The sequence below is a fragment of the Streptomyces sp. NPDC003284 genome (assembly GCF_053589675.1).
Map to the genome: position 1 here is coordinate 181,565 of NZ_JBSFSI010000007.1, position 24,307 is coordinate 205,871.

19 protein-coding genes, 1 pseudogene and 1 riboswitch are annotated in these 24,307 nt (G+C 74.5%); of the genes and pseudogenes, 4 read left to right on the plus strand and 16 right to left on the minus strand.

All coding sequences use genetic code 11. From position 1 onward, the window contains the following. Positions 1 to 381: 381 nt before the first annotated feature. The 6 genes and pseudogenes from ACWDYF_RS17510 to ACWDYF_RS17535 form a co-directional block, all read right to left on the minus strand. A complete protein-coding gene (locus ACWDYF_RS17510) occupies positions 382 to 1,569 on the minus strand; it encodes a vWA domain-containing protein (RefSeq protein ID WP_381739545.1) in 1,188 nt (395 codons plus the stop codon). A 10-nt stretch (positions 1,570 to 1,579) separates the two neighbouring features. Continuing rightward, positions 1,580 to 2,788: a sigma 54-interacting transcriptional regulator gene (locus ACWDYF_RS17515; protein WP_389468713.1), complete on the minus strand. Its 1,209-nt coding sequence runs from the start codon at positions 2,786 to 2,788 to the stop codon at positions 1,580 to 1,582. After that, on the minus strand, positions 2,785 to 4,611 hold the full coding sequence (locus tag ACWDYF_RS17520; RefSeq protein ID WP_389468716.1) for an ankyrin repeat domain-containing protein: 1,827 nt from the start codon (positions 4,609 to 4,611) through the stop codon (positions 2,785 to 2,787). The genes ACWDYF_RS17515 and ACWDYF_RS17520 overlap by 4 nt, the downstream gene beginning before the upstream one ends. Beyond that, a complete protein-coding gene (locus ACWDYF_RS17525; RefSeq protein WP_389468719.1) occupies positions 4,608 to 5,744 on the minus strand; it encodes a leucine-rich repeat domain-containing protein in 1,137 nt (378 codons plus the stop codon). Before ACWDYF_RS17525 ends, ACWDYF_RS17520 begins: the two co-directional genes overlap by 4 nt. Positions 5,745 to 5,849: 105 nt before the next feature. Further along, positions 5,850 to 5,925 (minus strand): annotated as a pseudogene (locus tag ACWDYF_RS17530). 37 nt (positions 5,926 to 5,962) lie between these two features. After that, positions 5,963 to 6,460 (minus strand): ATP-binding protein, encoded by a 498-nt coding sequence (locus ACWDYF_RS17535; protein ID WP_389468722.1) that lies wholly within the window; start codon positions 6,458 to 6,460, stop codon positions 5,963 to 5,965. A 143-nt stretch (positions 6,461 to 6,603) separates the two neighbouring features. On the opposite strand from ACWDYF_RS17535, the gene ACWDYF_RS17540 reads away from it, so the two are divergent. Then, the gene (locus ACWDYF_RS17540) at positions 6,604 to 7,479 is read left to right on the plus strand and encodes a helix-turn-helix domain-containing protein (protein WP_382848888.1); all 876 of its coding nucleotides are present in this window, start codon (positions 6,604 to 6,606) and stop codon (positions 7,477 to 7,479) included. After that, positions 7,476 to 7,847 (plus strand): DUF397 domain-containing protein, encoded by a 372-nt coding sequence (locus ACWDYF_RS17545; protein WP_389468725.1) that lies wholly within the window; start codon positions 7,476 to 7,478, stop codon positions 7,845 to 7,847. Before ACWDYF_RS17540 ends, ACWDYF_RS17545 begins: the two co-directional genes overlap by 4 nt. A 34-nt stretch (positions 7,848 to 7,881) precedes the next feature. Here ACWDYF_RS17545 and ACWDYF_RS17550 read toward each other — a convergent pair whose 3' ends face one another. From ACWDYF_RS17550 to ACWDYF_RS17565, 4 genes are all read right to left on the minus strand, one after another. Beyond that, positions 7,882 to 8,532 carry a thymidine kinase gene (locus ACWDYF_RS17550; RefSeq protein ID WP_389468728.1) on the minus strand — a complete coding sequence of 217 codons (651 nt, stop codon included), beginning with the start codon at positions 8,530 to 8,532 and terminating at the stop codon, positions 7,882 to 7,884. Positions 8,533 to 8,591: 59 nt separating this feature from the next. Next, positions 8,592 to 9,785: an alkaline phosphatase family protein gene (locus ACWDYF_RS17555; RefSeq protein WP_389468731.1), complete on the minus strand. Its 1,194-nt coding sequence runs from the start codon at positions 9,783 to 9,785 to the stop codon at positions 8,592 to 8,594. Next, the gene (locus tag ACWDYF_RS17560; RefSeq protein WP_381740322.1) at positions 9,785 to 10,381 is read right to left on the minus strand and encodes a DUF5998 family protein; all 597 of its coding nucleotides are present in this window, start codon (positions 10,379 to 10,381) and stop codon (positions 9,785 to 9,787) included. Before ACWDYF_RS17560 ends, ACWDYF_RS17555 begins: the two co-directional genes overlap by 1 nt. A gap of 117 nt (positions 10,382 to 10,498) precedes the next feature. Then, positions 10,499 to 13,426 (minus strand): bifunctional acetate--CoA ligase family protein/GNAT family N-acetyltransferase, encoded by a 2,928-nt coding sequence (locus tag ACWDYF_RS17565; protein WP_389468734.1) that lies wholly within the window; start codon positions 13,424 to 13,426, stop codon positions 10,499 to 10,501. Positions 13,427 to 13,547: 121 nt separating this feature from the next. On the opposite strand from ACWDYF_RS17565, the gene ACWDYF_RS17570 reads away from it, so the two are divergent. Next, entirely contained in the window at positions 13,548 to 13,829 is a 282-nt protein-coding gene (locus ACWDYF_RS17570) for an HPr family phosphocarrier protein (RefSeq protein ID WP_018564609.1), read from the plus strand. Positions 13,830 to 14,018: 189 nt separating this feature from the next. Here the strand turns inward: ACWDYF_RS17570 and ACWDYF_RS17575 are convergent, their stop codons facing one another. The 4 genes from ACWDYF_RS17575 to ACWDYF_RS17590 all read right to left on the minus strand — a co-directional run bounded on the left by ACWDYF_RS17575 (position 14,019) and on the right by ACWDYF_RS17590 (position 18,767). Next, positions 14,019 to 14,678 (minus strand): GntR family transcriptional regulator, encoded by a 660-nt coding sequence (locus tag ACWDYF_RS17575; protein WP_381739531.1) that lies wholly within the window; start codon positions 14,676 to 14,678, stop codon positions 14,019 to 14,021. Positions 14,679 to 14,884: 206 nt separating this feature from the next. Next, complete coding sequence (locus tag ACWDYF_RS17580; protein ID WP_389468738.1) at positions 14,885 to 15,643, minus strand: M23 family metallopeptidase; 759 nt, start codon at positions 15,641 to 15,643, stop codon at positions 14,885 to 14,887. A gap of 12 nt (positions 15,644 to 15,655) precedes the next feature. Next, a riboswitch (cyclic di-AMP (ydaO/yuaA leader) is annotated at positions 15,656 to 15,817 on the minus strand. A gap of 203 nt (positions 15,818 to 16,020) precedes the next feature. Beyond that, entirely contained in the window at positions 16,021 to 17,409 is a 1,389-nt protein-coding gene (locus tag ACWDYF_RS17585) for a M16 family metallopeptidase (protein WP_381739528.1), read from the minus strand. Continuing rightward, entirely contained in the window at positions 17,406 to 18,767 is a 1,362-nt protein-coding gene (locus ACWDYF_RS17590) for a M16 family metallopeptidase (protein WP_389468741.1), read from the minus strand. Before ACWDYF_RS17590 ends, ACWDYF_RS17585 begins: the two co-directional genes overlap by 4 nt. A 567-nt stretch (positions 18,768 to 19,334) precedes the next feature. On the opposite strand from ACWDYF_RS17590, the gene ACWDYF_RS17595 reads away from it, so the two are divergent. Beyond that, on the plus strand, positions 19,335 to 21,791 hold the full coding sequence (locus ACWDYF_RS17595) for a DNA gyrase/topoisomerase IV subunit A (RefSeq protein ID WP_381739525.1): 2,457 nt from the start codon (positions 19,335 to 19,337) through the stop codon (positions 21,789 to 21,791). Here the strand turns inward: ACWDYF_RS17595 and ACWDYF_RS17600 are convergent. Continuing rightward, on the minus strand, positions 21,788 to 22,966 hold the full coding sequence (locus ACWDYF_RS17600; RefSeq protein WP_381740320.1) for a CobW family GTP-binding protein: 1,179 nt from the start codon (positions 22,964 to 22,966) through the stop codon (positions 21,788 to 21,790). The two genes, ACWDYF_RS17595 and ACWDYF_RS17600, sit on opposite strands and share 4 nt — an antisense overlap. A gap of 223 nt (positions 22,967 to 23,189) precedes the next feature. Beyond that, complete coding sequence (locus ACWDYF_RS17605) at positions 23,190 to 24,272, minus strand: YncE family protein (RefSeq protein WP_381739523.1); 1,083 nt, start codon at positions 24,270 to 24,272, stop codon at positions 23,190 to 23,192. Between the last annotated feature and the right edge of the window lie 35 nt (positions 24,273 to 24,307).

The window sequence follows — 24,307 nt, forward strand, 5'->3', positions numbered from 1 at the left end:
GACGGGGCGGCGGGTCGATGGGTCGGCGGGGCGGTGGCCGCGCCTCGGCGGGGCGGCGGGTGGTGACCCTACGGCGGCGGGATCGGGCGGGGGTGCGCGGCCGACAGGCCGTGCCGGGGGCGGTGGACGCGGGCTCGCGACCGCGTCGGGCGGTAGAACCGGACCCGTGGGCGTGCCCCGGCGGGACGGTGGCCGTGCAGCGTTGGATCGGCGGGGTGGTGATCGTACGGGGCGGGAGGGCCGGACCCGGGCGCGCGGCGGACGGGCCGTGCCGGGCGGGGGCGGTGGGCGCGGGCCCGTGACCGCGTCGGGCGGCAGAGCCGGACCGGAGGAGGGCGCGCCCCGGTGGGGCGGCGAGAGGGTGGGCGTGCTGCGGTGGGGTCAGGTGGGTGGGATGCGTATCGTTTCCGCCCAGTGCGGGGGGTGGGGGGCGTCGGGGCCGATCAGGGCGGCTATCAGGCGGCAGGAGGTGGGCTGTTCGGGCCAGGGGGTGAGGCCGTCGGTGAGGACGATGACGATGCCGGGGCGGTCGGGGGCGGTCAGGGCGGCGTCGATGCCGACGCGCAGGTCGGTGCCGCCTCCGCCGCCGAGGACGACCTGTTCGGTGGCCGTCACCCGGGACACCGCCTGTACGTCGGCGTCGCAGGCGAGGACGGTCACGCGGTTGCCGCGCACGCCGACCTCGCGCAGCACGCCCGTCACCTCGCCCAGGGCGGCGGCGAGTTCGGCCTCGCCCATCGAACCGGAGGTGTCGACGACCACGGCCACCCGGGGCAGCGGGCGGCGCAGGCTCGGCAGCACGACCCCGCGCAGCGCCGGGGTGCGGCGCGAGGGGCGGCGGTAGGTGTAGTCGACGGCGCCTGCGGCCCAGGCGGCGGCCTCGCGGACCGCGCCGGACAGCGCCTGGCGCCAGTCGACCGTGGGTTCGAGGATCTCCTCGGCCCAGCGCCGCCAGCCGCCGGGCAGGGTGCCGCGGCCGCGCTGGTGGGCGCGCATCGCCTCGGCGGTGTGCCGGCGCAGCGCCTGTGCCTCGGTCTCCCCGAGACGGGCGGGACCGGCGGGGCCGGTGATCTCCCAGGGCACCGGACGGCCATGGGCGCCCGGTCCGCAGTCGTGTGCCTGGCGGTGGGCGGGCAGCCCCGGCAGATACGCCTCGAACAACTGCCCGTCCGGCAGGCCGAAGAGGCGGGGCTCGACGCGTCCGGCGGGCAGCCGCAGACCGTCGGCGAGGAGGTCGTCGTTGATCTCGCAGTCCTGGGCGATGTTCACCCGGTGCGCGTCGCGCTGGTCGGCGGCGGGCAGCCGCTCGGCGCGGCCGTGGTGGTCGCGCAGCAGGTGCGCCGCCTCGTGCACCCATACGCCCGCGAGTTCCGCGACCGGGGTCGCCTCGACGAAGGCGGGCGACACATAGCAGCGCCAGTGCCGGTCCACGCCCATGGTCGGCACCTCGTGGGAGGGGACGACGGTCAGGGCGTACAGGGCGGAGGCGAGATACGGGCGGTCGCTCGCCGCGCGGTAGCGGGCGGCGAGCAGCTTGGTGGTGTCCAGTTCCCGGCGGGCGTCCGTCATCGCCGTGCCCTCATGGGCTGCCGGGCAGGGCCCCGGAGAGCTGGAGCAGGTCGAGGAAGCCGTCGATGCCGGGCGGCACCGGCCAGTCCGGGTGGCGCATCGCCGCGAGGTCGGTGGCGGCGCGGGCGGCCACGTCCGGTACGCCCGCCTCCACGGCCTTGCCCAGCACCGTCCAGCCCGCCTCCCAGCGGGGCCGGGTGAGGTCGCTCCGGACGGCGGCGACCACCGCGATGAGGAAGGCCAGTTGGCGGTCGCCGCGCTCGGGCAGGGCGAACGCGTCGGGGTCGGCGAGGACCCGTTCGGGGTCCGGCAGGTCGAGGTGTTCCAGGTACGACAGCAGTTCGATGCCCGCGCCGTCGCCGACCGCCCCGGTGAGCGCGGCGGCCACCGCCTCGCGCCCGGCGCCGGTCGCGTAGCCGGTGGCGAGCAGCCGCAGCGCCATCTCCCAGGTGCGCGGGGACGGCCAGGAGCGGCCCCGGCTCTCGGCGTCGGCGGGCAGATGGTGGACCAGTCCCGGCCGGGCGGTGAGGAAGCCGGAGACGGCGCCGCGGGCCCGTGCCACGGCGCCGGGCACCTTGCCCGCGTCGACCGTGGGGACGGCCGCCTCGGGCCAGGTGCCGGCCATGCCGCGGGCGACCGTGCGCGGGTCGTGCGTCCAGTCCAGGTGGACGAAGCGGTTGGCCAGCGGCGGGCTGAGGTGCCAGCCGTCGGCGGCGCTGGAGGGCGGGTTGGCGGCGGCGACGATCCGGACCGCGTCGGGCAGGGCGAGGCTGCCGACCCGGCGTTCGAGGACGACGCGCAGCAGCGCCGCCTGCACGGCCGGGGGCGCCGAGGAGAGTTCGTCGAAGAAGAGGAGGCCCTGTCCGGCGCGGGTGAGCCGGACCGCCCAGTCGGGCGGGGCCATCGGCACTCCGGTGACCGCCGGATCGTCGCCGACGATCGGCAGCCCGGCGAAGTCGGAGGGCTCGTGGACGCTGGCGATGACCGTCTCCAGCGGCAGGCCGAGCCCGGCGGCGAGCTGTTCGAGGCCCGCGGACTTGCCGATGCCCGGCTCACCCCACAGCAGGACGGGCTGATTGGCCGTCACCGCGAGTGCCAGCGCCTCCAGTTGGGTGCTGGCGGCGGGCTCGGTGTGCCGGATGCGCAGCCGGTCGACCAGGTGGTCGGCGGCGGCCAGGGGGCCCGGGGGGCTGGTGCCTGTGGGGCGGGTGGTGCTCACGGGGTCCCGTCCTCGCCGTCGTGGGCGTCGTCGGTGTCGTCGGTGTCGTACGGCTGCCGCTCCCGTTCCTTCTCGTCCAGCCACCGGTCCAGCCAGGCGACGCCGAGGTCCGGATGCTCCGCGTGGACGCGCTCGCGCAGGTGGGCCAGGTCGGTCCGCCGGTAGCGGCGGATGATCTGGGCCAGGGAGAACGCGGACTCGTCGACGACGTCGAGCCGGGCACCGGCGGCGACGAGCGCCTCCACCAGGGCACGGGAGCCGCCGTCGTTGACCGCGGTGAACAGCGGGGTGCGCTCGCGCCGGTCGCGGGCCTCCAGGTCGAGCCCGTGCGCGAGCAGCCGGGGCAGCAGCGTCTCGTGGTCCAGCAGGTGCAGGACGTGCAGCAGGGTGCGTCCGGAGGCGTCCCGCACCCCCGGGTCCATGCCCAGGTCCAGCAGGGCGAGCACCCCGTGGGTGTCGCCGTGCTGGGCGCGCAGGAACAGTTCCCGCCGCTGGGCGCGCAGGGCCTTGGGCAGCCGGCCCTCCCCCGATGTCCAGGTCTGCCGGACGGCGAAGCAGCCGGTGACGGCGCCGCCGAAGGCGCGCAGGGCCTGCTCGCGCCGCTGCTCCTCGTCGCTGTGCGGCATCTGGAGCAGGCCGCCGCCCGGCCGGAAGCCGACCTCGTGCCACGCGCCGCGGCAGCGGACCCGGACGGGTGCGGGGGCGCCGGGTCCGGGCGGTCCGCCGGGGCCGCCGGTGGCGCGCAGCGCGGGGAACAGGGCGTCGCGGACCAGCGGGTGCAGGTGCTCCGCGGTGATCCCGCCGTCGCGCAGCAGGTCGAGGTCGGGCAGGCGGCGCCAGCGCGCCTCGGCCAGGAGCGGCACGCCCTGGGCCTTGGTCCGGTCGACGAGCCGGGCCCTGAGCCCGGTCCCGCCGGACGGGGGCGTCTCCAGCAGGAGGTGGGTGCGGGAGTCGCTGCCGAGGAGGAAGCGGTGTCCGGCGCCCGCCTCGGCCGACCCGCGGACCTCGCGTTCCAGCCGGGTGTGGTCGAGGGCGAACCGGCCGAGGAACGCCTCGGGGTCGGACCGGTACCAGCGGAAGCCCTGCGGTGGCGGGGTCAGGTCGGCGTCGACACCGGCCGCCGCGAGGGCCGCGTGGCATTCACCGCGCTGGTGCAGCACGGTGATCCATTCGGCGCGGGCCGCCGGGTCGCCGGGGCCGGGGTCGGCGGTGGGCAGTTCGTCCACGGCGCGCGGGGTGCCGTCGGGGCGGAGGAACGGGAGGCGGTCGTGGGCGCCGCCGCAGCGTTCGCGCAGTGCGGCGGTGTGCCGGGCGTCCCACAGGTGCCGGGCGTGCCGCCAGTCCTCCGTCCGGGGTCCGAAGACACCGGGGGCCCGCTCGTCCTCGACCGTCCGGAACCGCAGGGCGACCCGCTGCGGGCCCTCCCGCATCGCGGGGGTGGTGACGTACAGGTACGGGGTCGTGCCGGGGCGTTCGGCCGGGTCCACCGGGCGGTAGCGGGCGAGGACCACGGTCCGGCCGGTGTCCAGGGTGGTCCAGCCGCCGAGCAGCCGGGGCAGGTGCCAGTGCAGCAGGTCGGGGACGAGGTGGCGCAGGTCGTCCGTCAGGGCGTCGGCGACGTCCCGGCCGCAGTGGGAGGCGATCTCCGCGAGGACGAGGGCGAGGTCGACGCGGGCCGCCGCGCACGCGCCGCGCCAGTCACCGGCCAGGCGGCGCCCGGTGGCCTGTTCGATGGTCGTGCGGGTCACCGCGTGGCGGCGGATCCGCCGCCGGGCCGCCGCCTCCTCGGTGGAGAAGCAGGGCGGTGCGGGGCACGGGCTCACCGGTAGACGCTCCCTATCGCGCGCAGGTCGGGGTGGGTGCCGGTGCCGGGCCGCAGACGGCGGGTGAAGGACCGCTTGACCTTGCGGGGCAGTCCGGGGCCCAGACCGACGTACTCCAGCGGCGAGTCGTCCGGTACGGCGGCGAGCAGGGACTTGGCGCCGCGTCCGGTGAGTCCGGTGTGGCGCAGTTCGAGGCGGCGCAGCGGGCTGCCCGGCAGGGCGGCGGCCAGGGCGTGGGCGCCTTCGTCGCCGGTGGCGTTGGCGGGGGCGCCCAGGCTCCGTTCGGAGGGCGGGCGGCCCAGGTCGAGCGTCTCGATGCCGGTCAGGGCGTCCGCGAGGGCGCGCGCCCCGGCGGGTCCGATGCCGTTGCCGCCCAGGCCGAGCCGCAGGGGGCGGGCGGGGTCGGCGGCCGCGGCGAGGACGGCGGCGCCCTCGTCACCGAGGTGGTTGGCGGGCAGGTACAGCTCGCGTACGCCCGCCTCGCGCACGAGCGCGGCCAGCGGTCCGGCGGCGTCGGCGGTCAGGCCGTTGCCGCCGAGGAAGAGGCGTTCGACCGGCTGCGGGCGGTCGGTGAGGGCGTCCAGCAGGGCGCGCAGTCCGGCGGTGGTGAGGCCGGTGTTGACCAGGTCGAGGGTGCGCAGGGCGGTGTTGCGGCGCAGCAGCGCGGCGAGCGCGCGGGCGCCGTCGTCGCCGACCGGGTTGCGTTTGAGCCACAGGGCGCGGACGGTCGTGTCGGCCGCCAGCGCTCCGGCGAGCGCGGTGACGCCGTCCGGGCCGATGCGGTTGCAGCCGAGGTAGAGGGTGTGCAGCCCGTGCGGTCCGGAGCCGACGGCCCGTGCCACCGCGGTCGCGCCCTCGTCCCCGATGGCGTTGGTGCCGAGCAGGAGGTGCCGGGCGTGCGGCGAGGCGGCGGCCACGGGCAGCAGGCGGGCGGCACCCGCCGCGCCGAGTCCCTGCTTGCACAGGTCGATCCGGCCGTCCGCGCGTACGGTGCCGAGCGGGAACGTCTCGTCGTCCGCCACCGGCCGCGCCGAGCCCAGCCGGGCCAGCAGCGGGTCCAGCGCGGCGGGATCGCTGATCGGGATGTCCGGGTGCTCGATCGCCGGGCAGCGCACGGGTGTCGGCTGCGTCATCACCACTCCACCGGTCCGTCGCCGGTGCCCGCCTCGCCGGGGGCGGCACCGCTCCCGGCCGTCCGGGGCCGGACCGACGCCCATCGACTTCCTCCACGACAAGGGTGGCAAGGCTGGTCGGATTCGAACCGACGTCCTCCAGCTTGATGCGTGGGCGCGACGACCACTGCGCTACAGCCTTGCCGGGGAGATCATAGCCATATCCGCCTGGCCGCCGTTCAGTTGGCGGCGGGGCCGGGTCCCGCGTACTCGGCCCAGACGGTCTTGCCCGGTCCGTCCGGGCGCGGCTGCCAGCCCCAGCGGGCGGCCAGGTGGGCCACGAGGAGCAGCCCGCGGCCGGACTCCTCGGCACCGGCGGCGCCCTGCGGCGGGCCGGGGCGGCGCGGGAGGCGTTCGGCCCGGGTGTCGGTGACCTCGACGCGGACGGTACGGGCGCCCGCGGCGGCGTGCAGAGCGAGCCGGAAGTCCCGGCCGGGCACATGGCCGTGCCGTACGGCGTTCGCGGCCAGCTCCGCGACGATCAGCACGATCGCGTCGTGCGCGTCGGTGCCGTACGGGATGTCCCACGCGTGCAGGCGGACGGCCGCGAGGCGGCGGGCGAGGCGGGCCCCTCGGGGCGTGGAGGTGAACCTCATCTCGAAGGTGTGGTCCGGCGGCGGCGCGGGGCGGGCGGGGTCGTTGCCGGTGCGGGTGGGTTCGATGGGTTTCGTCGTCACGCCGTCCAAGGTCCCGTTGCTCGCGTAGCGTGACCAGTGGTGACGCAGCGACAGGAACCCGCTGTACGCGCGTTGTACGCACGAGTCGGCGCGGTGCGCCGTGACGGCGTTCCTCGCGGGGGCGTTGGGCCGAGGAGGCGGTGATGCACATGGCGGAACACGCGGAACACAAGGATGCGGACGCGGAGCCCGAGGTGGGCTCCGGGGAGCGCGAGAACGACACCGGCCGGGGTGTCGTGGTCGCGTTCGGGCAGACCATGAAGATGCTGCGGCTGCGCGAGGGGCTGGAGCGCGAGGAGTTCGGGCGGCGGCTCGGGTACTCGGCGTCCACGATCGCGTCGTTCGAGCAGGGCCGGAGGATTCCGACTCCGCAGACGATCGAGCGGGCGGACGAGGTGCTGGGGGCGGGCGGGTTGCTCTGCCTGTGGCAGGAGCAGGTGGAGCGGGCTCAGTATCCGGCGTTCTTCCGGGGGATGGCGGCGCTGGAGAAGAAGGCGGTCGAACTGGTCTCGTACAGCATGCCCGTGCTCAACGGCCTGCTCCAGACCGAGGAGTACATGAGAGCACTGCTCGCCATGAGGCGCCCTCCCCTCGACCAGGAGACAATCGAGCAGCGCGTGGCATCAAGGTTGGCTCGGCAGAGCATCTTCGAGCACCAGCCCGCACCCTTCCTGAGCTTCGTGCTCGACGAGTCGCTTCTGCGACGCCCGTACGGCGGCTGGGCAGTGCTGCACGGGCAGTTGGAACACCTCCTGCTGATCGGGCAGAAGCGCAATGTCGAGATCCAGGTCATGCCGCTCGACCGTGAGGACAACGCAGGGGTGAACGGGCCGTTCACGGTTGTCACGCGCAAAGACGGCAAGAAGTTCGTGTACGCCGAGGCGCGGGGTATCGGCTCTCTACAGACCGACCCCGAGCAAGGGGTTCTGGCTGCCGCACTCTATGGGATCATCCGATCACAGGCTCTCAGTCCGCGAGAGTCAACGGAGTTCATCGAAGGGTTGCTGGGAGCGCCATGAACAACGCTGAGTCCTCGACCGTCGTCTCCGGCCTCGCCTGGTTCAAGAGCAGCTACAGCGGAACCGAAGGCGGGGAATGCCTAGAGGTCGCACCCGCCACGACGCTCGTACACGTCCGCGACTCGAAAGCCGCCACTGGCCCCATGCTCACCGTCTCACGCGAAGCGTGGGCCGGATTCGTCGGCCTCGCCTGGGCCAAGAGCAGCCACAGCGGCACCGAAGGCGGTCAGTGCGTCGAGGTCGCGGCCGCCCCGGCTGCCGTGCACGTCCGTGACTCGAAGGCCGCCGCCGGGCCCATGCTCACCGTCTCGCGTGCGACTTGGGGCGGGTTCGTCGGGGCTGTCGCCTCGTCGGAAGGGCGGGGCTGACGCTCGTACGGATGGGGCCGCCCTTTCGGCGGGGTCAGGCCGGGGTGACCGGGAGGACGTCCGGGGACAGGGCCGCCGCGCGGGCCGAGGCCGCGGTCATGCGGCGGCGGTGGTGGCGGCGGCACAGCACCTCGTAGCCGATCTCGTCCGGGGACTGGTCGACGTCGCCCACGACCACCTGGGCGCCCTCCACGACCATGACACCGCCGACCGTGCGGGCGTTGTGCGTGGCGCGGGCGCCGCACCAGCACAGGGCCTCGACCTGGAGGACCTCCACGCGGTCGGCGAGTTCGACCAGGCGCTGGGAGCCGGGGAACAGCTTGGAGCGGAAGTCGGTGGTGATGCCGAAGGCGTAGACGTCGATCTCCAGGTCGTCCACGACGCGGGCGAGCTGGTCGATCTGCTCGGGCGCGAGGAACTGCGCCTCGTCGGCGATCACATAGTCGGCCCGGCCACCCTGGGAGAGGTGGTCGACCAGGTAGGAGTAGAGGTCGACACCGTCCGCCACCTCCACGGCGTCGGTGACCAGGCCGAGGCGGGAGGACAGCTTGCCCTCGCCCGCCCTGTCGTCGCGGGTGAAGATCAGACCGGCGAGTCCGCGCGCCGAGCGGTTGTGCTCGATCTGGAGAGCCAGTGTCGACTTCCCGCAGTCCATCGTTCCGGAGAAGAACACCAGCTCGGGCATGAGGGGGCGGGCACCTTTCGGCGAGGTCGCGGGTCGGGGAAGGGAACGGGCGGCGAGGGTCAGGGGCGGGCTTCGAGCAGCGGGACGAACTGCTCGGCCGGGGTCATGGAGCCGTGGTTGCCGACCATCAGGGACTCCTTGGGCTCCCGCTCCGAGGCGATGAGCAGGACGTCGTCCCGGGCGGCCGCGATCACGTCGCCGAGCCGCTCGTACACCCGGTCGTCGATCCGGGGCCCGAACCAGCCGGCGTCGATCGCCTCGTCCCGCGAGGCCACCCAGAACTGCTCCCCCAGCACCTCGCGCCAGCAGGTCAGCACGTCACCGGCGGCGCCGGGCACCGCGTACACGTGCCGGGCGCGGCCCTCGCCGCCGAGCAGGGCGACACCGGCGCGCAGCTCCCAGTCGGCGTCGAAGTCGATGCGGTGCTCCTCGTCGAAGACGATGTCGACCATGCCGTGGTCGGCGGTGACGTAGAGCGCGCTGCGCGGCGGAAGCTGCTCGGCCAGCCGCTGGGCGAGCCGGTCGACGTGCATCAGCTGGCCGCGCCAGGCGTCGGAGTCCACGCCGAAGCGGTGGCCGGCGCCGTCGAGTTCGGAGTAGTACGTGTAGACGAGGGCGCGGTCGGCCGCGGCGAGCTGCCCGGCCGCCATGTCCATGCGCTCCTCGCCGGTCAGCCGGCCCAGGAAGGTGCCGCCGCTCAGCGCGACCTTGGTGAGCGGGGTGTTCTGGAAGGCCGGGGAGGAGACCTGAGCGGCGTGCACCCCGGCGCGGTGGGCCAGCTCGAAGACGGTGGGGTACGGCTGCCAGGCGCGCGGGTCGGTGTAGGGCTGCCAGCGGAGCTGGTTCATCAGCGCGCCGGTGGCCGGGTCGCGGACCGTGTAGCCGGGCAGTCCGTGCGCGCCCGGGGGCAGGCCGGTGCCCACGGAGGCGAGGGAGGTCGCGGTGGTGGCCGGGTAGCCGGCGGTGAGCGGACGGCCGGTGCCGCCGCGCGAGCTGCCCAGCAGGGAGGTCAGGAAGGGCGCCTCGTCGGGGTGTGCGCGCAGCTGCTCCCAGCCGAGGCCGTCGATCAGGAAGACGCAGGCGCGGTCGGCGGGGGTCAGCTCGGGGATCGCGGCCGTCGTCCCGGGGACGTCCATCCCGGCGGCCAGGGTGGGCAGCAGGTCGGCGAGCGAACCCGTGCCGTAGGCGGGGACGGGCGCGGAGGCGACGGCGAGGGGCTCGGGGTGGTCCCAGGCGGTGGGCTGGGCCGGCATCAGCGGGTGACGTCCGCGGTGGCCTCGGAGACCGCCTGGGCGAAGGCGAGCGTCTGGCGCACGGTCTCCGGGCCGTCCCCCGCCTCGCTGACGCGCAGGCTGAGGTCGTCGGCGGTGGAGTTCCCCGTGTAGCCGTGGTCCGCCTCGCAGTTCGGGTCGCCGCAGGCGGCGGGCTCCAGGTCGATGCGGGAGACGGCGCCCCAGCCGATGGTGAGGACGACCTCGCGGGGCAGCGTGCCCGGCGTGTACTGCTCCGGGTTGGCGACGACCCGGCTCACCACGACCGACGAGATCCGGCCGAGCTTCACCGATTCGGTGGACGTCGTGGCGTACGGCGTCGGGGAGGTGCTGTCGGCCGCCTGCTCGTCGGTGTGGCTGACGATGAAGCGGTTGCCGGTGAGGACGAGCACGGTGACGTGCCGCCGCACCTCGTTCTGGTCGAAGGTGGTCTCCTGGTGGACCAGGTACGACCGGATGGGCTCGCCGCCCACGGCGGCCTCCACCGCCTCGGCCACGAGAGCCGGGTAGTAGCCGCTGCGTTCGATCGCCGCCCGCAGCCCCTGGGTCGTCGTACTGGTCTTGGCCATGCCGTCCATCCTACGGGGAGGCACTGACTGCCAGGCACCGGTTCGTCGCGGGGAACGTCCGGGCGAACCGGTGGGCGGGCCGTCGGCGGGCCGTCAGTACGCCGGAGGGTCAGTACGCCGGGAGGATCAGTACGCCGGGAGGGTGCGCGGGCCGAGGTCGTCGCGGACGGGCGGCGGGGCCAGGCGCACGCTCGCGCCGAGGACGCTCACCCCGTGCGGGGCGACGACGACCGGCTCCAGGGTGACGGCGGCGACCTCGGGGTGGTCGTCGACGAGCCGGGAGACGCGCAGCAGCAGCTCCTCCAGGGCGGGGGTGTCGACCGGCGCCGAGCCGCGCCAGCCGAACAGCAGGGGGGCGGTGCGGATGGAGCGGATCATGGAGGTGGCCTCCCGGCCGGTGACCGGGACCAGGCGGTGCGCCATGTCGTCGAGGAGCTGGGAGGGGGCTCCGGCGAGGCCGAAGGAGAGCACCGCACCGGCCGCCGGGTCGATGACCGACCGCACGACGGTGTCGACGCCCCGGGGTGCCATGGTCTGCACCACCGGCCGCACCTCCTGCGGGCTGCCGAACAGCTCGGTCAACTCGGCGTAGGAGCGGCGAAGTTGCTCCTCGTCGGCGAGGTCGAGGCGGACGCCGCCCAGGTCGGCGCGGTGGCGCAGGTGCGGGGCGGTGGCCTTCAGGGCGACCGGGTAGCCGAGGGTGCGGGCGGCCTCGGCGGCGGCGTCGGCGGTGGGCGCGGGGACGGCCCGGCGGACGGGGATGCCGTAGCGGGCGAGCAGCGCGCAGGTGTCCTCGGCGCCGGGCGTGAGGCCCTCCCCGCGGTCCAGGAGGCCGGTGATGAGCGCGGCGGCGCCCTTCTCGTCGATGTCCTCGTACTCCGGCACCCTGCCCGGTTCGGCCGCCTCGCGCCGCCACTGCCCGTAGCGCACCGCCTCGGCGAGCGCCCGCACGGCCCGCTCGGCGGCGGGGTAGGCGGGAATGAGGCGGGGAGCGGGTGTCTCCGGGTCTTCGGGTGTCTCCGGGGCAGGCGGTGTCTCCGGGGCAGGGGATGTCTCTGGGGCAGGGGATGTCTCCGGGCCCGGTGGGGTGTTCGTGGCCGCGGTGGCTTCCGCGTCCGGCGGGACGCCGGGGGTGCCGGTGACCGCGGAGGCACCCGGGAGCGGAGGCTGCGGAAGGGAGCCGCCGGGCTGGGGGCCCGTGCTGGCCGCCGCCGACAGGGCCTCGGCGAGGCCGCCCAGCTCGACGTGGACGACGAGGACCGGCTTGGCCGGGTTCGCCAGGGCGGCCGAGCGCAGCGCCCCGGCGAGGGCGGCGTCCTGCGCGGCGCCCTCCCCCACGGCCGGGATCGCGGTGACGACGACCGCGTCGCTGCTCTCGTCGGCCAGCGCCCGCGCCAGCGCGGCGCGGAAGTCCTCCGCCGAGGCGGCCGTCGTCAGGTCGTGCGGCGGCTGCGGCCGCAGCCCCTCGGCCAGGCAGCGGTCGTAGGTGAGCACGCCCAGCGACTCGGAGTTGCCGAGGATCGCCACCCGCGGCCCGGCGGGCAGCGGCTGCCGGGCCAGCAGCAGCCCGGTGTCGACCAGTTCGGTGATGGTGTCCACCCGGATCACCCCGGCCTGGCGCAGCAGCGCGGACACCGTCGCGTGCGGCAGCCGGGTCGCGCGCACGGCGTGGCCCTGCGGGGCGCCCGCGGCCTGCACCACCACCAGCGGCTTCACCGCCGCCGTGCGCCGGGCCAGCCGGGTGAACTTGCGCGGGTTGCCGATGGACTCCAGGTACATCAGCGCCACATCGGTGCCGGGGTCGTCGTACCAGTACTGGAGGACGTCGTTGCCCGAGACGTCCGCGCGGTTGCCCGCCGAAACGAAGGTGGAGACGCCGGTCACGCCGGTGACCCCGCCGCCGCGCCGGTGCAGCCGGGAGAGCAGGGCGATGCCGATGGCGCCGGACTGGGTGAACATGCCGATCCGGCCGGGCCGGGGCATCTCGGGGGCGAGCGAGGCGTTGAGCCGGACGCCGGGCGCGGTGTTGATGATCCCGAAGGCGTTCGGGCCGATGATCCGCATGCCGTACGCGCGTGCCTGCCGGACGAGGGCCCGCTGCCGCTCGCGCCCCTCGGGCCCGCTCTCCGCGTACCCGGCGGAGATCACGACGAGCCCCTGCACCCCGTGCTCGCCGCACTCGGCGACCGCCTCGGGGACCCGCTCGGCCGGGACGGCGACCACGGCGAGGTCGACCGGCCGGGCGATGTCCCGCACCGAGCGGTGGGCGGGCACCCCGTCGATCTCCGCGCGCTCCCGCTCGAAGGCGCGGTTGACGGCGTACAGCGGGCCGGTGAACCCGGCCTCGCGCAGATGGCCGAGGATGCCGCGGCCCACGCTCCCGGGGCCGCGGCCGACGCCGATCACGGCGACCGAGCCGGGCAGCAGCAGCCGCCGCACCGAGCGCCCCTCCGCGCGCTGCTCCCGCGCGCGCTGCACGGCCAGCGAGCGGTCCGTCGGCTCGATGTCGAACTCCAGTCGGACGACACCGTCCTCGAAGCTGCGCTTCTGGGTGTACCCGGCGTCGGTGAACACCTTGATCATCTTGGTGTTCGCGGGCAGCACCTCGGCGGAGAAGCGGCGGATGCCGCGCTCGCGGGCGACGGCCGCGATGTGCTCCAGCAGGGCGGAGGCGACCCCGCGGCCCTGGTGGGCGTCCTGCACCAGGAAGGCGACCTCGGCCTCGTCGGCGGGCGCCGGGCCGGGCGCTCCGGCGGGGCCGATGCGGTCGTAGCGTACGGTGGCGATGAACTCGCCGCCGACGGTGGCCGCGAGCCCCACCCGGTCCACGAAGTCATGGTGCGTGAAGCGGTGGACGTCCTTGGCGGACAGGCGCGGGTAGGGCGCGAAGAAGCGGTAGTACTTGGACTCGTCCGACACCTGCTCGTAGAAGCTGACCAGCCGGTCGGCGTCCTCGGCGGTGATGGGCCGGATCCGTGCCGTGCCCCCGTCGCGCAGCACCACGTCGGCCTCCCAGTGGGCGGGGTACGCATGCCGGTCCGACGAGGTCTGCATGGGGCCCAGCGTACGGCTCGCCCCGGGCGGCGGCGCGAGGCGGTGTGTGGCGTACCCACACGGTGCCGCACGTATGGGAAACTGGTCTAGACAACCTGCTACACCTGAAGGGCAGCATCACATGGCTGAGCGCCGCGTCAACGTCGGCTGGGCCGAGGGTCTCCACGCCCGCCCCGCTTCCATCTTCGTCCGGGCCGCCACGGCCGCAGGGGTCCCCGTGACGATCGCCAAGGCCGACGGCAACCCCGTCAACGCGGCCTCCATGCTGGCCGTGCTCGGCCTGGGCGCGCAGGGTGGCGAGGAGGTCGTCCTCGCCTCCGACGCCGAGGGCGCGGAGGCCGCCCTGGAGCGGCTGGCCAAGCTGGTCGCCGAGGGCCTGGAAGAGCTCCCCGAGACCGTCTGAGCGGCCGGAGGGAACACACAGCGCGTCCGGGAACCGCGTCTCCCCCTGCGGGGCGGCGCGGTTTTCGTGTGTCCGCGTGAATTCCCCGCGCGGGAAACGGAAATAGGGCGCGGATATCGGCAGCACATTCCTTCCCGGCCCCTGCCGGTCCCTGCCGATTCCTGCCGGTTCTTTTCTACGGCACGCGTGTTAATTCCGTGTGCTCGATGTGTTGACGGGATGTTTCCGGGCGCTCGCCCGCTGCGCGGCGGTCATCCGCTCGGTGTGCAGGGCGGTCAGGGCGCGGGCGCGGGCGGCGTCGCCGCGTGCCACCGCGTCGACGATCGCCCCGTGTCCGGCCCAGGTCTCGGCCGGGTCGGCGGGGTCCGGCGCCCCGTACATCCAGGTGATCTTGTGCCGCAGCTGGGCCAGGGCGGCGGTCAGCGCGGGGCTGCCGCAGGACTGGGCCAGGGTCTCGTGGAACCAGGCGGCCAGGGACCGCAGCTCCTCGCCGCCCCCGCCCGCGGCCCGCTCCTGACCGAGCCTGACCAGGCCGCGCAGCACCTTCAGATGGCCCTCGGTGCGCCGCTGGGCGGCCCGCTCGGCGCCCAGCGGCTCCAGCAGCAGACGCATCTCCAGCAGGTCGGCGCCCTCCTGCTCGGTCGGCTCGGCCACGCACGCGCCCGCGTGCCGCCGGGTCACCACGAAGCCCTCGGCCTCCAGGGTGCGCAGGGCCTCGCGCACCGGGACGCGCGAGACGCCGTAGCGGCGGGCCAGGACCTCCTCGGTGAGCCGGCTGCCGCGCTCGTGCACCCCGGCGACGATGTCGTCCCGGATCGCCGTGCACACCGAGTGCGCCGGAACACGCATGTCCGACCTCCGTATCCCGTCCCGTGACCGTGGCCGTGTCCATGGCCGTGGCGCGCCCGTGGCGGACACGCCGCGGACGCGCATTCCGACGACTCTAGAACAATGCGCGGGAATTTCCGACGGCGTGACGGAATCCAGGGATATTTTTTGGACAGCCGGGATGCAGTGCGGCGGAGAAGAATACGGAGCGTGCCCGGAGCCGGAATTCAGACCTGCACGCCGTGCGTGCGGAGGTAGGCGATCGGGTCGACGTCCGAGCCGTACTCCGCGCCGGTGCGCGCCTCGAAGTGCAGATGCGGACCGGTGACGTTGCCCGTGGAGCCCGACACCGCGATCTGCTGGCCCGCGGCGACCTGCTGGCCCACCGTGACCCCGATGGACGACAGATGGCCGTACTGGGTGTACATGCCGTCGGCCATCCTGATGACGACCTGGTTGCCGTACGCCCCGCCCCAGCCGGTCTCCACCACCGTGCCGACGCCGACCGCGTGGACGGGGGTGCCGGTCGCGGCGTGGAAGTCGATGCCGGTGTGCGAGCCGGAGGACCACAGCGAGCCGCCGGTCTTGTAGCCGGTGGAGACGTAGGAGCCGGCGATGGGCGGCACGAAGGTGTTGAGGCGCTTGCGCTCGGCCTCGCGGTCGGCCCGCTCCTTGGCCTCGCGCGCCTGCTCGGCGCGCTCGGCGGCCAGCTTGCGCGCGGCCTGCTCGGCCTGCTTCTGCTGGGCGGCCTCCCACTGGGCGGCGGCCTGCGCGTCGACCCGCTCGGCGACGGTGTCGCCGAGGCTGATGACCGGGGTGAGGCCGGTGTCCGCGGGGGCGGGGGTCTCGGCGGCGAGGGCCGGGGAGGCGGCGAGGGTGCCGATGACGCCGGTGGTGGTGAGGGCAGCGACACCCGCCGCGCGGGCGGTGGTGCGCTGCACCCGGCCGGGACGGCGGTGCTTCCCGGTGGCGCGCGTGAACGCCATGTGGTGGCTGGTCCTTTCCTTCCCTCTCGCCTACCGGGTTAGCTGACGGGTTCGGAGCAGGAAGGTCTCCTACGGGTGCCGTGCGCGGCGCACGGTGCCCGATTCACCCCAGGGACTGAGTGGGTCCCCGGCTCCCCTGGCTCGCGCCGTACGGGGACTCGGCGATGACTGTCCGGTGCCGCGGCTGCGGCGCACTGCCCGACGAACAGCCGGACCGACGCTAGACGGGGCCGTGTTCCGCGCCCAAACGGATCCGGGTTTTTGTAGCGCACGCCACAGGGCAGACAGGGCGCCTCCTGCCCAATACGGACATGCCGGGGCCCCGGTGACGCTCCGGTCACCGGGGCCCCACGCGCGCGCGTGCCGCGCGGTGCGTCCTACTCGGCGGCGACCACGGTCACCGGGCCGACGCCGAGCGCCTCGACCGGCTCCTTGATCTGCGCCGCGTCCCCGACGAGCACCGTCACCAGGCGGTCCACCGGGAAGGCGCTGACGACCGCGGCGGTCGCCTCCACCGTGCCGGTCTGCGCGAGCTGCTGATAGAGCGTCGCCTGGTAGTCGTCGGGCAGGTGCTGCTCGACCTGGTCGGCGAGTGTGCTCGCCACGGCGGCGGCCGTCTCGTACTTGAGCGGCGCCACCCCCACCAGGTTCTGCACGGCCACGTCCCGCTCGGCCTCGGTGAGCCCCTCGGCGGCGAGCTTGCGCAGCACCGTGAAGAGGTCGTCCAGGGCCGGTCCGGTGTTCGGCGTGTCGACCGAGCCGCTGATGGCGAGCATGGCCGCGCCGGTGCCGTCGGGCGCCGAGCGCAGCACCTGGCCGAAGGACCGCACGCCGTAGGTGTAGCCCTTCTCCTCGCGCAGGACGCGGTCCAGACGGGAGGTCAGGGTGCCGCCCAGGCAGTAGGTGCCGAGCACCTGGGCGGGCCACACGCGGTCGTGCCGGTCGGGTCCGATCCGGCCGATGAGCAGCTGGGTCTGGACGGCGCCGGGGCGGTCCACGATCACCACGCGGCCGGTGTCGTCGGCGGTGACCGGCGGCACCGGACGCGGCTCGGCCGGCGAACCGGTCCAGGCGCCCAGGGTCTCGCCGAGCAGCTCGTCGAGGTCGATGCCGGTGAGGTCGCCGACGACGACCGCGGTGGCCGTGGCGGGGCGCACGTGCCGGTCGTAGAAGGCGCGGACGGCGGCGGCGTCGACGGCGGCGACGGTCTCCTCGGTGCCCTGGCGCGGGCGCGACATGCGGGCGGTGGCCGGGAACAGCTGCCGGGACAGCTCCTTGGCAGCGCGGCGGGAGGGGTTGGCCAGCTCGTGCGGGATCTCGTCGAGCCGGTTGCGCACCAGCCGCTCGACCTCGGACCCGGCGAACGCGGGCGCCCGCAGCGCGTCGGAGAGCAGCGCGAGCCCCTTGGCCAGCCGGGAGGCCGGGACCTCCAGGCTGAGCCGTACGCCGGGGTGGTCGGCGTGCGCGTCCAGGGTGGCGCCCGCGCGCTCCAGCTCGGCGGCGAAGTCCTCGGCGGAGTGCTTGTCGGTGCCCTCGGAGAAGGCCCGCGCCATGATCGTGGCGACGCCGTCCAGACCGGCCGGCTCGGCGTCCAGGGGCGCGTCGAGGAGCACCTCGACGGCGACGACCTGCTGGCCGGGGCGGTGGCAGCGCAGCACGGTGATGCCGTTGTCCAGGGTGCCGCGCCCGGGGGCCGGGAACGCCCACGGCCTGGCCTCGCCGGCCTCGGGGCGGGGGTGGAACTCCATGGTGGCCAGCTCGGTCACTTCGCCGTCTCCTCGGTGTCGTCCTGGGCGTCGGGGGTGTCGTCCTGGGCGTCGGGGGCGGTCGGCTCGTAGACGAGGACCGCGCGGTTGTCGGGGCGCAGCCGGGTCTTGGCGACCTCCTGGACCTCCTCGGGCGTCACCTCCAGGACGCGCTGGACGGCGGTGAGGGCGAGCTGCGGGTCGCCGAACAGGACGGCGAAGCGGCACAGTTCGTCGGCGCGGCCCGCGACCGTGCCGAGCCGGTCCAGCCACTCGCGCTCCAGCTGGGCCTGGGCGCGCTCCAGCTCCTCGGCGGTGGGGCCCTCCGCGGCGAAGCGGGCCAGCTCCTCGTCGATGGCGGCCTCGATGACGGGGACCTCCACGTCACCGGAGGTCTTGACGTCGAGCCAGCCCAGGGAGGGTGCTCCGGCCAGCCGCAGCAGGCCGAACCCGGCGGCCACGGCGGTGCGGTCGCGGCGCACCAGCCGGTTGTAGAGCCGGGAGGACTCGCCGCCGCCCAGGACGGTCAGGGCGAGGTCGGCCGCGTCGCACGCGCGCGTGCCGTCGTGCGGGAGGCGGTAGGCGGCCATCAGGGCGCGCGCCGGGACCTCCTCCTCGACGACCTCGCGCAGCTGCTCGCCCATCACCTCGGGCAGCGAGCCGTCGCGGGGCTCGGGCTTGCCGTCGTGGGAGGCGATGGAGCCGAAGTACTTCTCGATCCAGGCGAGCGTCTGCTGCGGGTCGATGTCGCCGACGACGGACAGGACGGCGTTGTTGGGCGCGTAGTACGTGCGGAAGAACGCGCGGGCGTCCTCCAGGGTGGCCGCGTCCAGGTCGGCCATGGAGCCGATCGGCGTGTGGTGGTACGGGTGGCCCTCCGGGTAGGCGAGGGCGGTGAGCCGCTCGAAGGCCGTGCCGTAGGGGACGTTGTCGTAGCGCTGGCGGCGCTCGTTCTTGACGACGTCGCGCTGGTTCTCCATCGACTCGTCGTCCAGGGCGGCGAGCAGGGAGCCCATGCGGTCGGCCTCCAGCCAGAGGGCCAGTTCCAGCTGGTGGGCGGGCATGGTCTCGAAGTAGTTGGTGCGCTCGAAGCTGGTGGTGCCGTTCAGCGAGCCGCCGGCGCCCTGCACCAGTTCGAAGTGGCCGTTGCCCGTCACCTGGGCCGAGCCCTGGAACATCAGGTGCTCGAAGAGATGGGCCAGGCCGGTGCGCCCCTTCACCTCGTGGCGGGAGCCGACGTCGTACCAGAGGCACACCGCCGCGACCGGGGTCAGGTGGTCCTCGGAGAGCACCACGCGCAGGCCGTTGGCCAGGCGGTGCTCGGTCGCTGTCAGGCCGCCGGAGCCTGCCTCGGCTGTGGCGGTGTGACCCTTGGGCATGTACGTCCCTTCGATCGCGGTGGCGGTCCGGAATCCGCCCTGTTCCTGCCGGTCCTGCCACTGTATGCAAGCGTGCGAGCCGCTGGCGAAGTTCCCGCTCTCCGTACGCCCTGAGCGAGATCGAACGGGGGACGAGAACGGGGGACGAGGCGGAGCGGGCGGGGCGCGCGGCGCGGCGGCCGCACGCGGGGGCGTACGAGGGCGCGCGGGGCGGGGCGCGGGACCGTGCGGGGCGGGCCGGGGCGCGGACGGGAGCCGCCGTGGCGCCGTGCCGGGGCCGACACGCGGGCGGCGGGCGGGACTTCGGGGCAGTGGGCGGAGCTCCGGGGCAGTGGGCGGTGGTTCGAGGGGGGCGGCGCGGTCCGGGCCGGGGGCCGCGGGGCGCTCCGGCGCCTTCCGCCGGGGCCCGGGAAGGGACCCGTGGCCCCTTCGGACGGGCCGGTCCGGGGGCTCCGCGAGGGATCCGGGAAGGCTCGTGGGGCGGGGTCCGGTCCACGTTGTCAGTCCGGCGGTCCACAATGGTCGGCGTCAGATCCCGTTCCACGCTTCAGCAAGGAGCCGGCAGCGATGGCCCGCCGCAGCACGAAGACCCCGCCGCCCGACGACCCGTACGAGGAGAAGATCCTCGACATCGACGTGGTCGACGAGATGCAGGGCTCCTTCCTCGAGTACGCGTACTCGGTCATCTACTCGCGCGCCCTGCCGGACGCCCGGGACGGACTGAAGCCGGTGCACCGCCGCATCGTCTACCAGATGAACGAGATGGGCCTGCGCCCCGAGCGCGGCTATGTGAAGTGCGCCCGTGTCGTCGGCGAGGTCATGGGCAAGCTCCACCCGCACGGCGACGCGTCCATCTACGACGCGCTGGTGCGGCTGGCCCAGTCCTTCTCGATGCGCGTCCCGCTGGTCGACGGCCACGGCAACTTCGGCTCCCTGGGCAACGACGACCCGCCCGCCGCGATGCGGTACACCGAGTGCCGCATGGCCGAGGCGACCAGCCTGATGACCGAGTCGATCGACGAGGACACGGTCGACTTCGCGCCCAACTACGACGGCCAGGAGCAGGAGCCGGTGGCCCTGCCCGCCGCCTTCCCGAACCTCCTGGTGAACGGCGCGTCGGGCATCGCCGTCGGCATGGCCACGAACATGCCCCCGCACAACCTGGGCGAGGTCGTCGCGGCGGCCCGCCACCTGATCCGCAATCCGAACGCGGACCTGGACGCGCTGATGAAGCACGTCCCGGGTCCCGATCTGCCCACCGGCGGGCGGATCGTGGGCCTGTCCGGGATCCGCGACGCCTACGAGTCGGGGCGCGGCACCTTCAAGATCCGTGCCACGGTCTCGGTGGAGACGGTCAGCGCCCGCCGCAAGGGCCTCGTCGTCACCGAGCTGCCCTTCGCGGTCGGCCCGGAGAAGGTCATCGCGAAGATCAAGGACCTGGTCGGCGCGAAGAAGATCCAGGGCATCGCCGACGTCAAGGACCTCACCGACCGCGAGCACGGGCTGCGCCTGGTCATCGAGATCAAGAACGGCTTCGTGCCGGAGGCCGTCCTCGAACAGCTCTACAAGCTGACGCCGATGGAGGAGTCCTTCGGCATCAACAACGTGGCGCTGGTCGACGGCCAGCCGCTCACGCTGGGCCTCAAGGAGCTGCTGGAGGTCTATCTCGACCACCGCTTCGAGGTCGTGCGGCGGCGCAGCGAGTACCGGCGCGGCAAGCGGCGCGACCGGCTGCACCTGGTCGAGGGCCTGCTCACGGCGCTGGTCGACATCGACGAGGTCATCCGGCTGATCCGCTCCTCGGACAACTCCGCCGAGGCCAAGCAGCGCCTGATGGAGCGGTTCTCGCTGAGCGAGGTCCAGACGCAGTACATCCTCGACACGCCGCTGCGCCGGCTGACCAGGTTCGACCGCATCGAGCTGGAGGCGGAGAAGGACCGGCTGACCGCGGAGATCGAGGAGCTGACCCGGATCCTCGACTCGGACGCCGAGCTGCGCAAGCTGGTCTCGGCCGAACTGGCGTCCGTCGCCAAGAAGTTCGCCACCCCGCGGCGCACGGTGCTGCTGGAGGCGGGCGCCGTGCCGGTGGCGGCGGTGCCGCTCCAGGTGGCGGACGACCCGTGCCGGGTGCTGCTGTCCTCCACCGGGCTGCTGGCGCGTACGGCGGACGACCGGCCGTTCCCGCGCGCGGCGGACGGCAGGCGGCACAAGCACGACGTGATCGTCTCGGCGGTGCCGGCCACCGCGCGCGGCGAGGTGGGCGTGGTCACCTCGACCGGCCGCCTGCTCCGGGTGAACGTGGTCGACCTGCCCCAGCTCCCGGGGACCGACGCGGCGCCGACCCTGTCCGGCGGGGCGCCGATCGCGGAGTTCATCTCCCTGGAGGACGACGAGTCGGTGGTGTGCCTGATCACGCTCGACGAGTCCTCGCCGGGTCTCGCGCTCGGCACCGAGCAGGGTGTCGTCAAGCGGGTGGTGCCCGACTATCCGTCCAACAAGGACGAGTTGGAGGTCATCACCCTCAAGGAGGGCGACCGGATCGTCGGCGCCGCCGAGCTGCGCACCGGCGAGGAGGACCTGGTCTTCATCACGGACGACGCGCAGCTCCTGCGCTACCAGGCGGCCCAGGTCCGGCCGCAGGGCCGCCCGGCCGGGGGCATGGCGGGGATCAAGCTCGCCGAGGGCGCCAAGGTCATCTCGTTCACGGCGGTGGATCCGGCCGTGGAGGCGGTGGTGTTCACGGTCGCGGGCTCGCGCGGGACGCTGGACGACTCGGTGCAGACGACGGGCAAGGCGACGCCGTTCGACCAGTTCCCGCGCAAGGGCCGGGCCACCGGCGGGGTGCGCTGCCAGCGGTTCCTGAAGGGCGAGGACTGTCTGTCGTTCGCCTGGGCGGGCCCCACCCCGGCGCGGGCCGCGCAGAAGAACGGCAACCCGGCCGAGCTGCCGGAGATCGACCCGCGCCGCGACGGCTCGGGGCTGTCGCTGCCGAAGACGGTGGGGGTGGTGGCGGGACCCGTCTAGACGGGCGGGTCCTCGATGTCCGGGGCGTCCCCGGGGTCGTCGGCGGCCCCGGGAGCCTCAGGGTCCTCAGGGGCCTCTGCGGCTCCGGGAGCCCCGGCGGGTGCCTCCTCCTGCCCGGGGCCCTGGACGTAGCGCAGGACGCCCCACATGCCGTGCTCGTCGGCGTCCGGGGTGTCCTGCTCGCACTCCTGGAGCTCCCCGGCGAGGGCGGGCATGTCGGTGCCGGATCCGATGAGCACGAGCTGGGTCCGCCGCGGTCCGCCGGCCGGCCAGGGCTCGGGGTAGAAGCGCAGGAACCGGCCCACGGCGTGCACGGCGTAGCGGTTGCGCGGGTCGTACGGTCCGAAGCCGACGTAGCCCTTGATGCGGTAGAGGCCGTCGGGGCGGCTGTCCAGGAAGCGCATCAGGCGGCGCGGGTCGAGGGGCACGTCGGAGACGAAGGAGAGGGTGTCGTAGCCGGCGTGCAGATGGCCGGTGTGGCGGGCCCCGCCGGACCCGCCGCCGGACCCGTCCCCGCCCTCGTCCCCGTGCTCTTCGGCGTCCTCTTCGGCGAGGTGCAGGTCGTCGAAGGAGAGCTGGCCGACGCGTTCCTCACCGGGCCGGCAGTCGAACAGGAACTCGGGGTCCACCCGGCCGTAGGTGGCCGGGACGACGGCCGCCCGGTCGACGAGCGAGCGCACGGTCGCGAGCACCCGTTCGGTGTCGTCCGCGCGGTCGGCCTTGTTGACGACGACGAGGTCCGCGAGGGCGAGGTGCCGGTCGATCTCGGGGTGCCGGGCCCGGGTGCCGTCGAACTCGGCGGCATCCACGACCTCGACCAGGCCGCCGTAGACGACCCGGGGGTTCTCGCTGGCCAGGACCATGCGGACCAGTTCCTGGGGCTCGGCGAGGCCGCTGGCCTCGACCACGATCACATCGATGCCGGTTTGGGGGCGGGTGAGCCGGTCCAGGTACTGGTCCAGCTCCCCCGCGTCGACGGCGCAGCACAGGCAGCCGTTGCCCAGCGAGACGGTCGAGTCGCCGAGCGCGCCCGCCACCGCCATCGCGTCGATCTCGATGGCCCCGAAGTCGTTGACGATCGCGCCGATACGGCTGCCGCCGCTGTGGTGCAGCAGATGGTTGAGCAGCGTCGTCTTGCCGGATCCGAGGAACCCGGCGAGCACGACGACGGGGATCTGCCCGCCGGGGTGGGCGGGGTCCGCCTCCGGGGCCCGGTCCTGCGGGGCGGTCCCGGACGGGACCGGGTTCGGGGGCGGCTGGTTCACCGTGCGACCTCTCTCCGAGCGCGCCCCGCGCCGGAGCGGCCCCGGACCAGGCGCGCGACCTGACTGCCGCCCCAGGATACGAGCCGCGCGGGGGCCGTTCACCGCCTCCGGGGACGGTGAACGGCCGCGCGGGTCAGTGGATCGGGTCGATGCGGTGGATGGAGTCCAGGGTGTCGGGGCCGGCCGCCGCCTTGTCGACCACGTAGGCGATGCCGTGGGCGACGGTGACGTGGTCGGTGTTGGCGCCGGTGGCGAGGTCGGCGACGATCGTGCCGGTGCGGGGGTCCAGGACGGTGGTGGTGCCCGCGTCCTTGTTGGCGGCGTAGACCCGGCCGGTGCACAGGTCGGTGGCCACCGCGAGGGTGCCCGCGCCGGTCTTGATCTCCCGGGTCACCTCGCCGCTGGCCAGGTCGACGACGGAGACGGAACCGGCGGCCTGGTTCGCGGTGTAGGCGGTGCGGCCGTCCGCGGACAGGGCGACGTCGATGGTGCCCTCGCCCACGGGCAGGATCCGCGGCCGGTCGGAGCCGGGGCTCACCTCGAACAGGCGGCTCTTGGCCAGGTCGGCGGCGTAGACGTGGCCGGTGAAGGGGTTGACGACCAGTCCGGCGGGCCAGCTGCCCTCGACGGTGACGCGCTTGCGCTCGGCGTGCGTGCGCAGGTCGAACGCGACGATGCTGCCCTCCTCCAGGGCGGTGCACCAGACCAGGCCGCGCGGGATGTCGACGGCGACGTCCCGGGTGTGCTGCACGCCGGGCACCGTCGCCAGGTGCTGGCCGGTGCGCTGGCTGTAGACGGCGAGGGCGTTGTTCAGGGTGGCGGTGACCCACACGGTGTCGTGGACGTCGTCCACGGCGATGCCGTAGACGGCCTCCAGGGTGCCGGTGGCCTCGTCGGTGACCGGCGGGGTGTAGGAGGCCAGCGTCTTGAGCGTCCTCGGGTCCACCTTGAGCAGCCGGGACTGGGTGACCGGCGGGTAGCCGATGGAGCTGGTCACCCACAGCGCGTTGTGGCGGGTGGAGTGGGCCACCTGGTAGAGGCCCTGGGCGAGTTCGGCGGACGTCACGGCGTAGGTCGTCTCCTTGGTGCGGTTGCGGTCGCGGGCCTGGTCGGGGGTGGCGGCGGCGGCCGTACCGGCCGTGCCGAGCACGCCGCCCGCGGCGATCGCCGCGCCGAGCACGGTGCGGCGCTGTATCGGGTTGCGGGAACCGGACATGGTGTTTCCTCCAGGGATCGGGGCGGCGCGGGGCC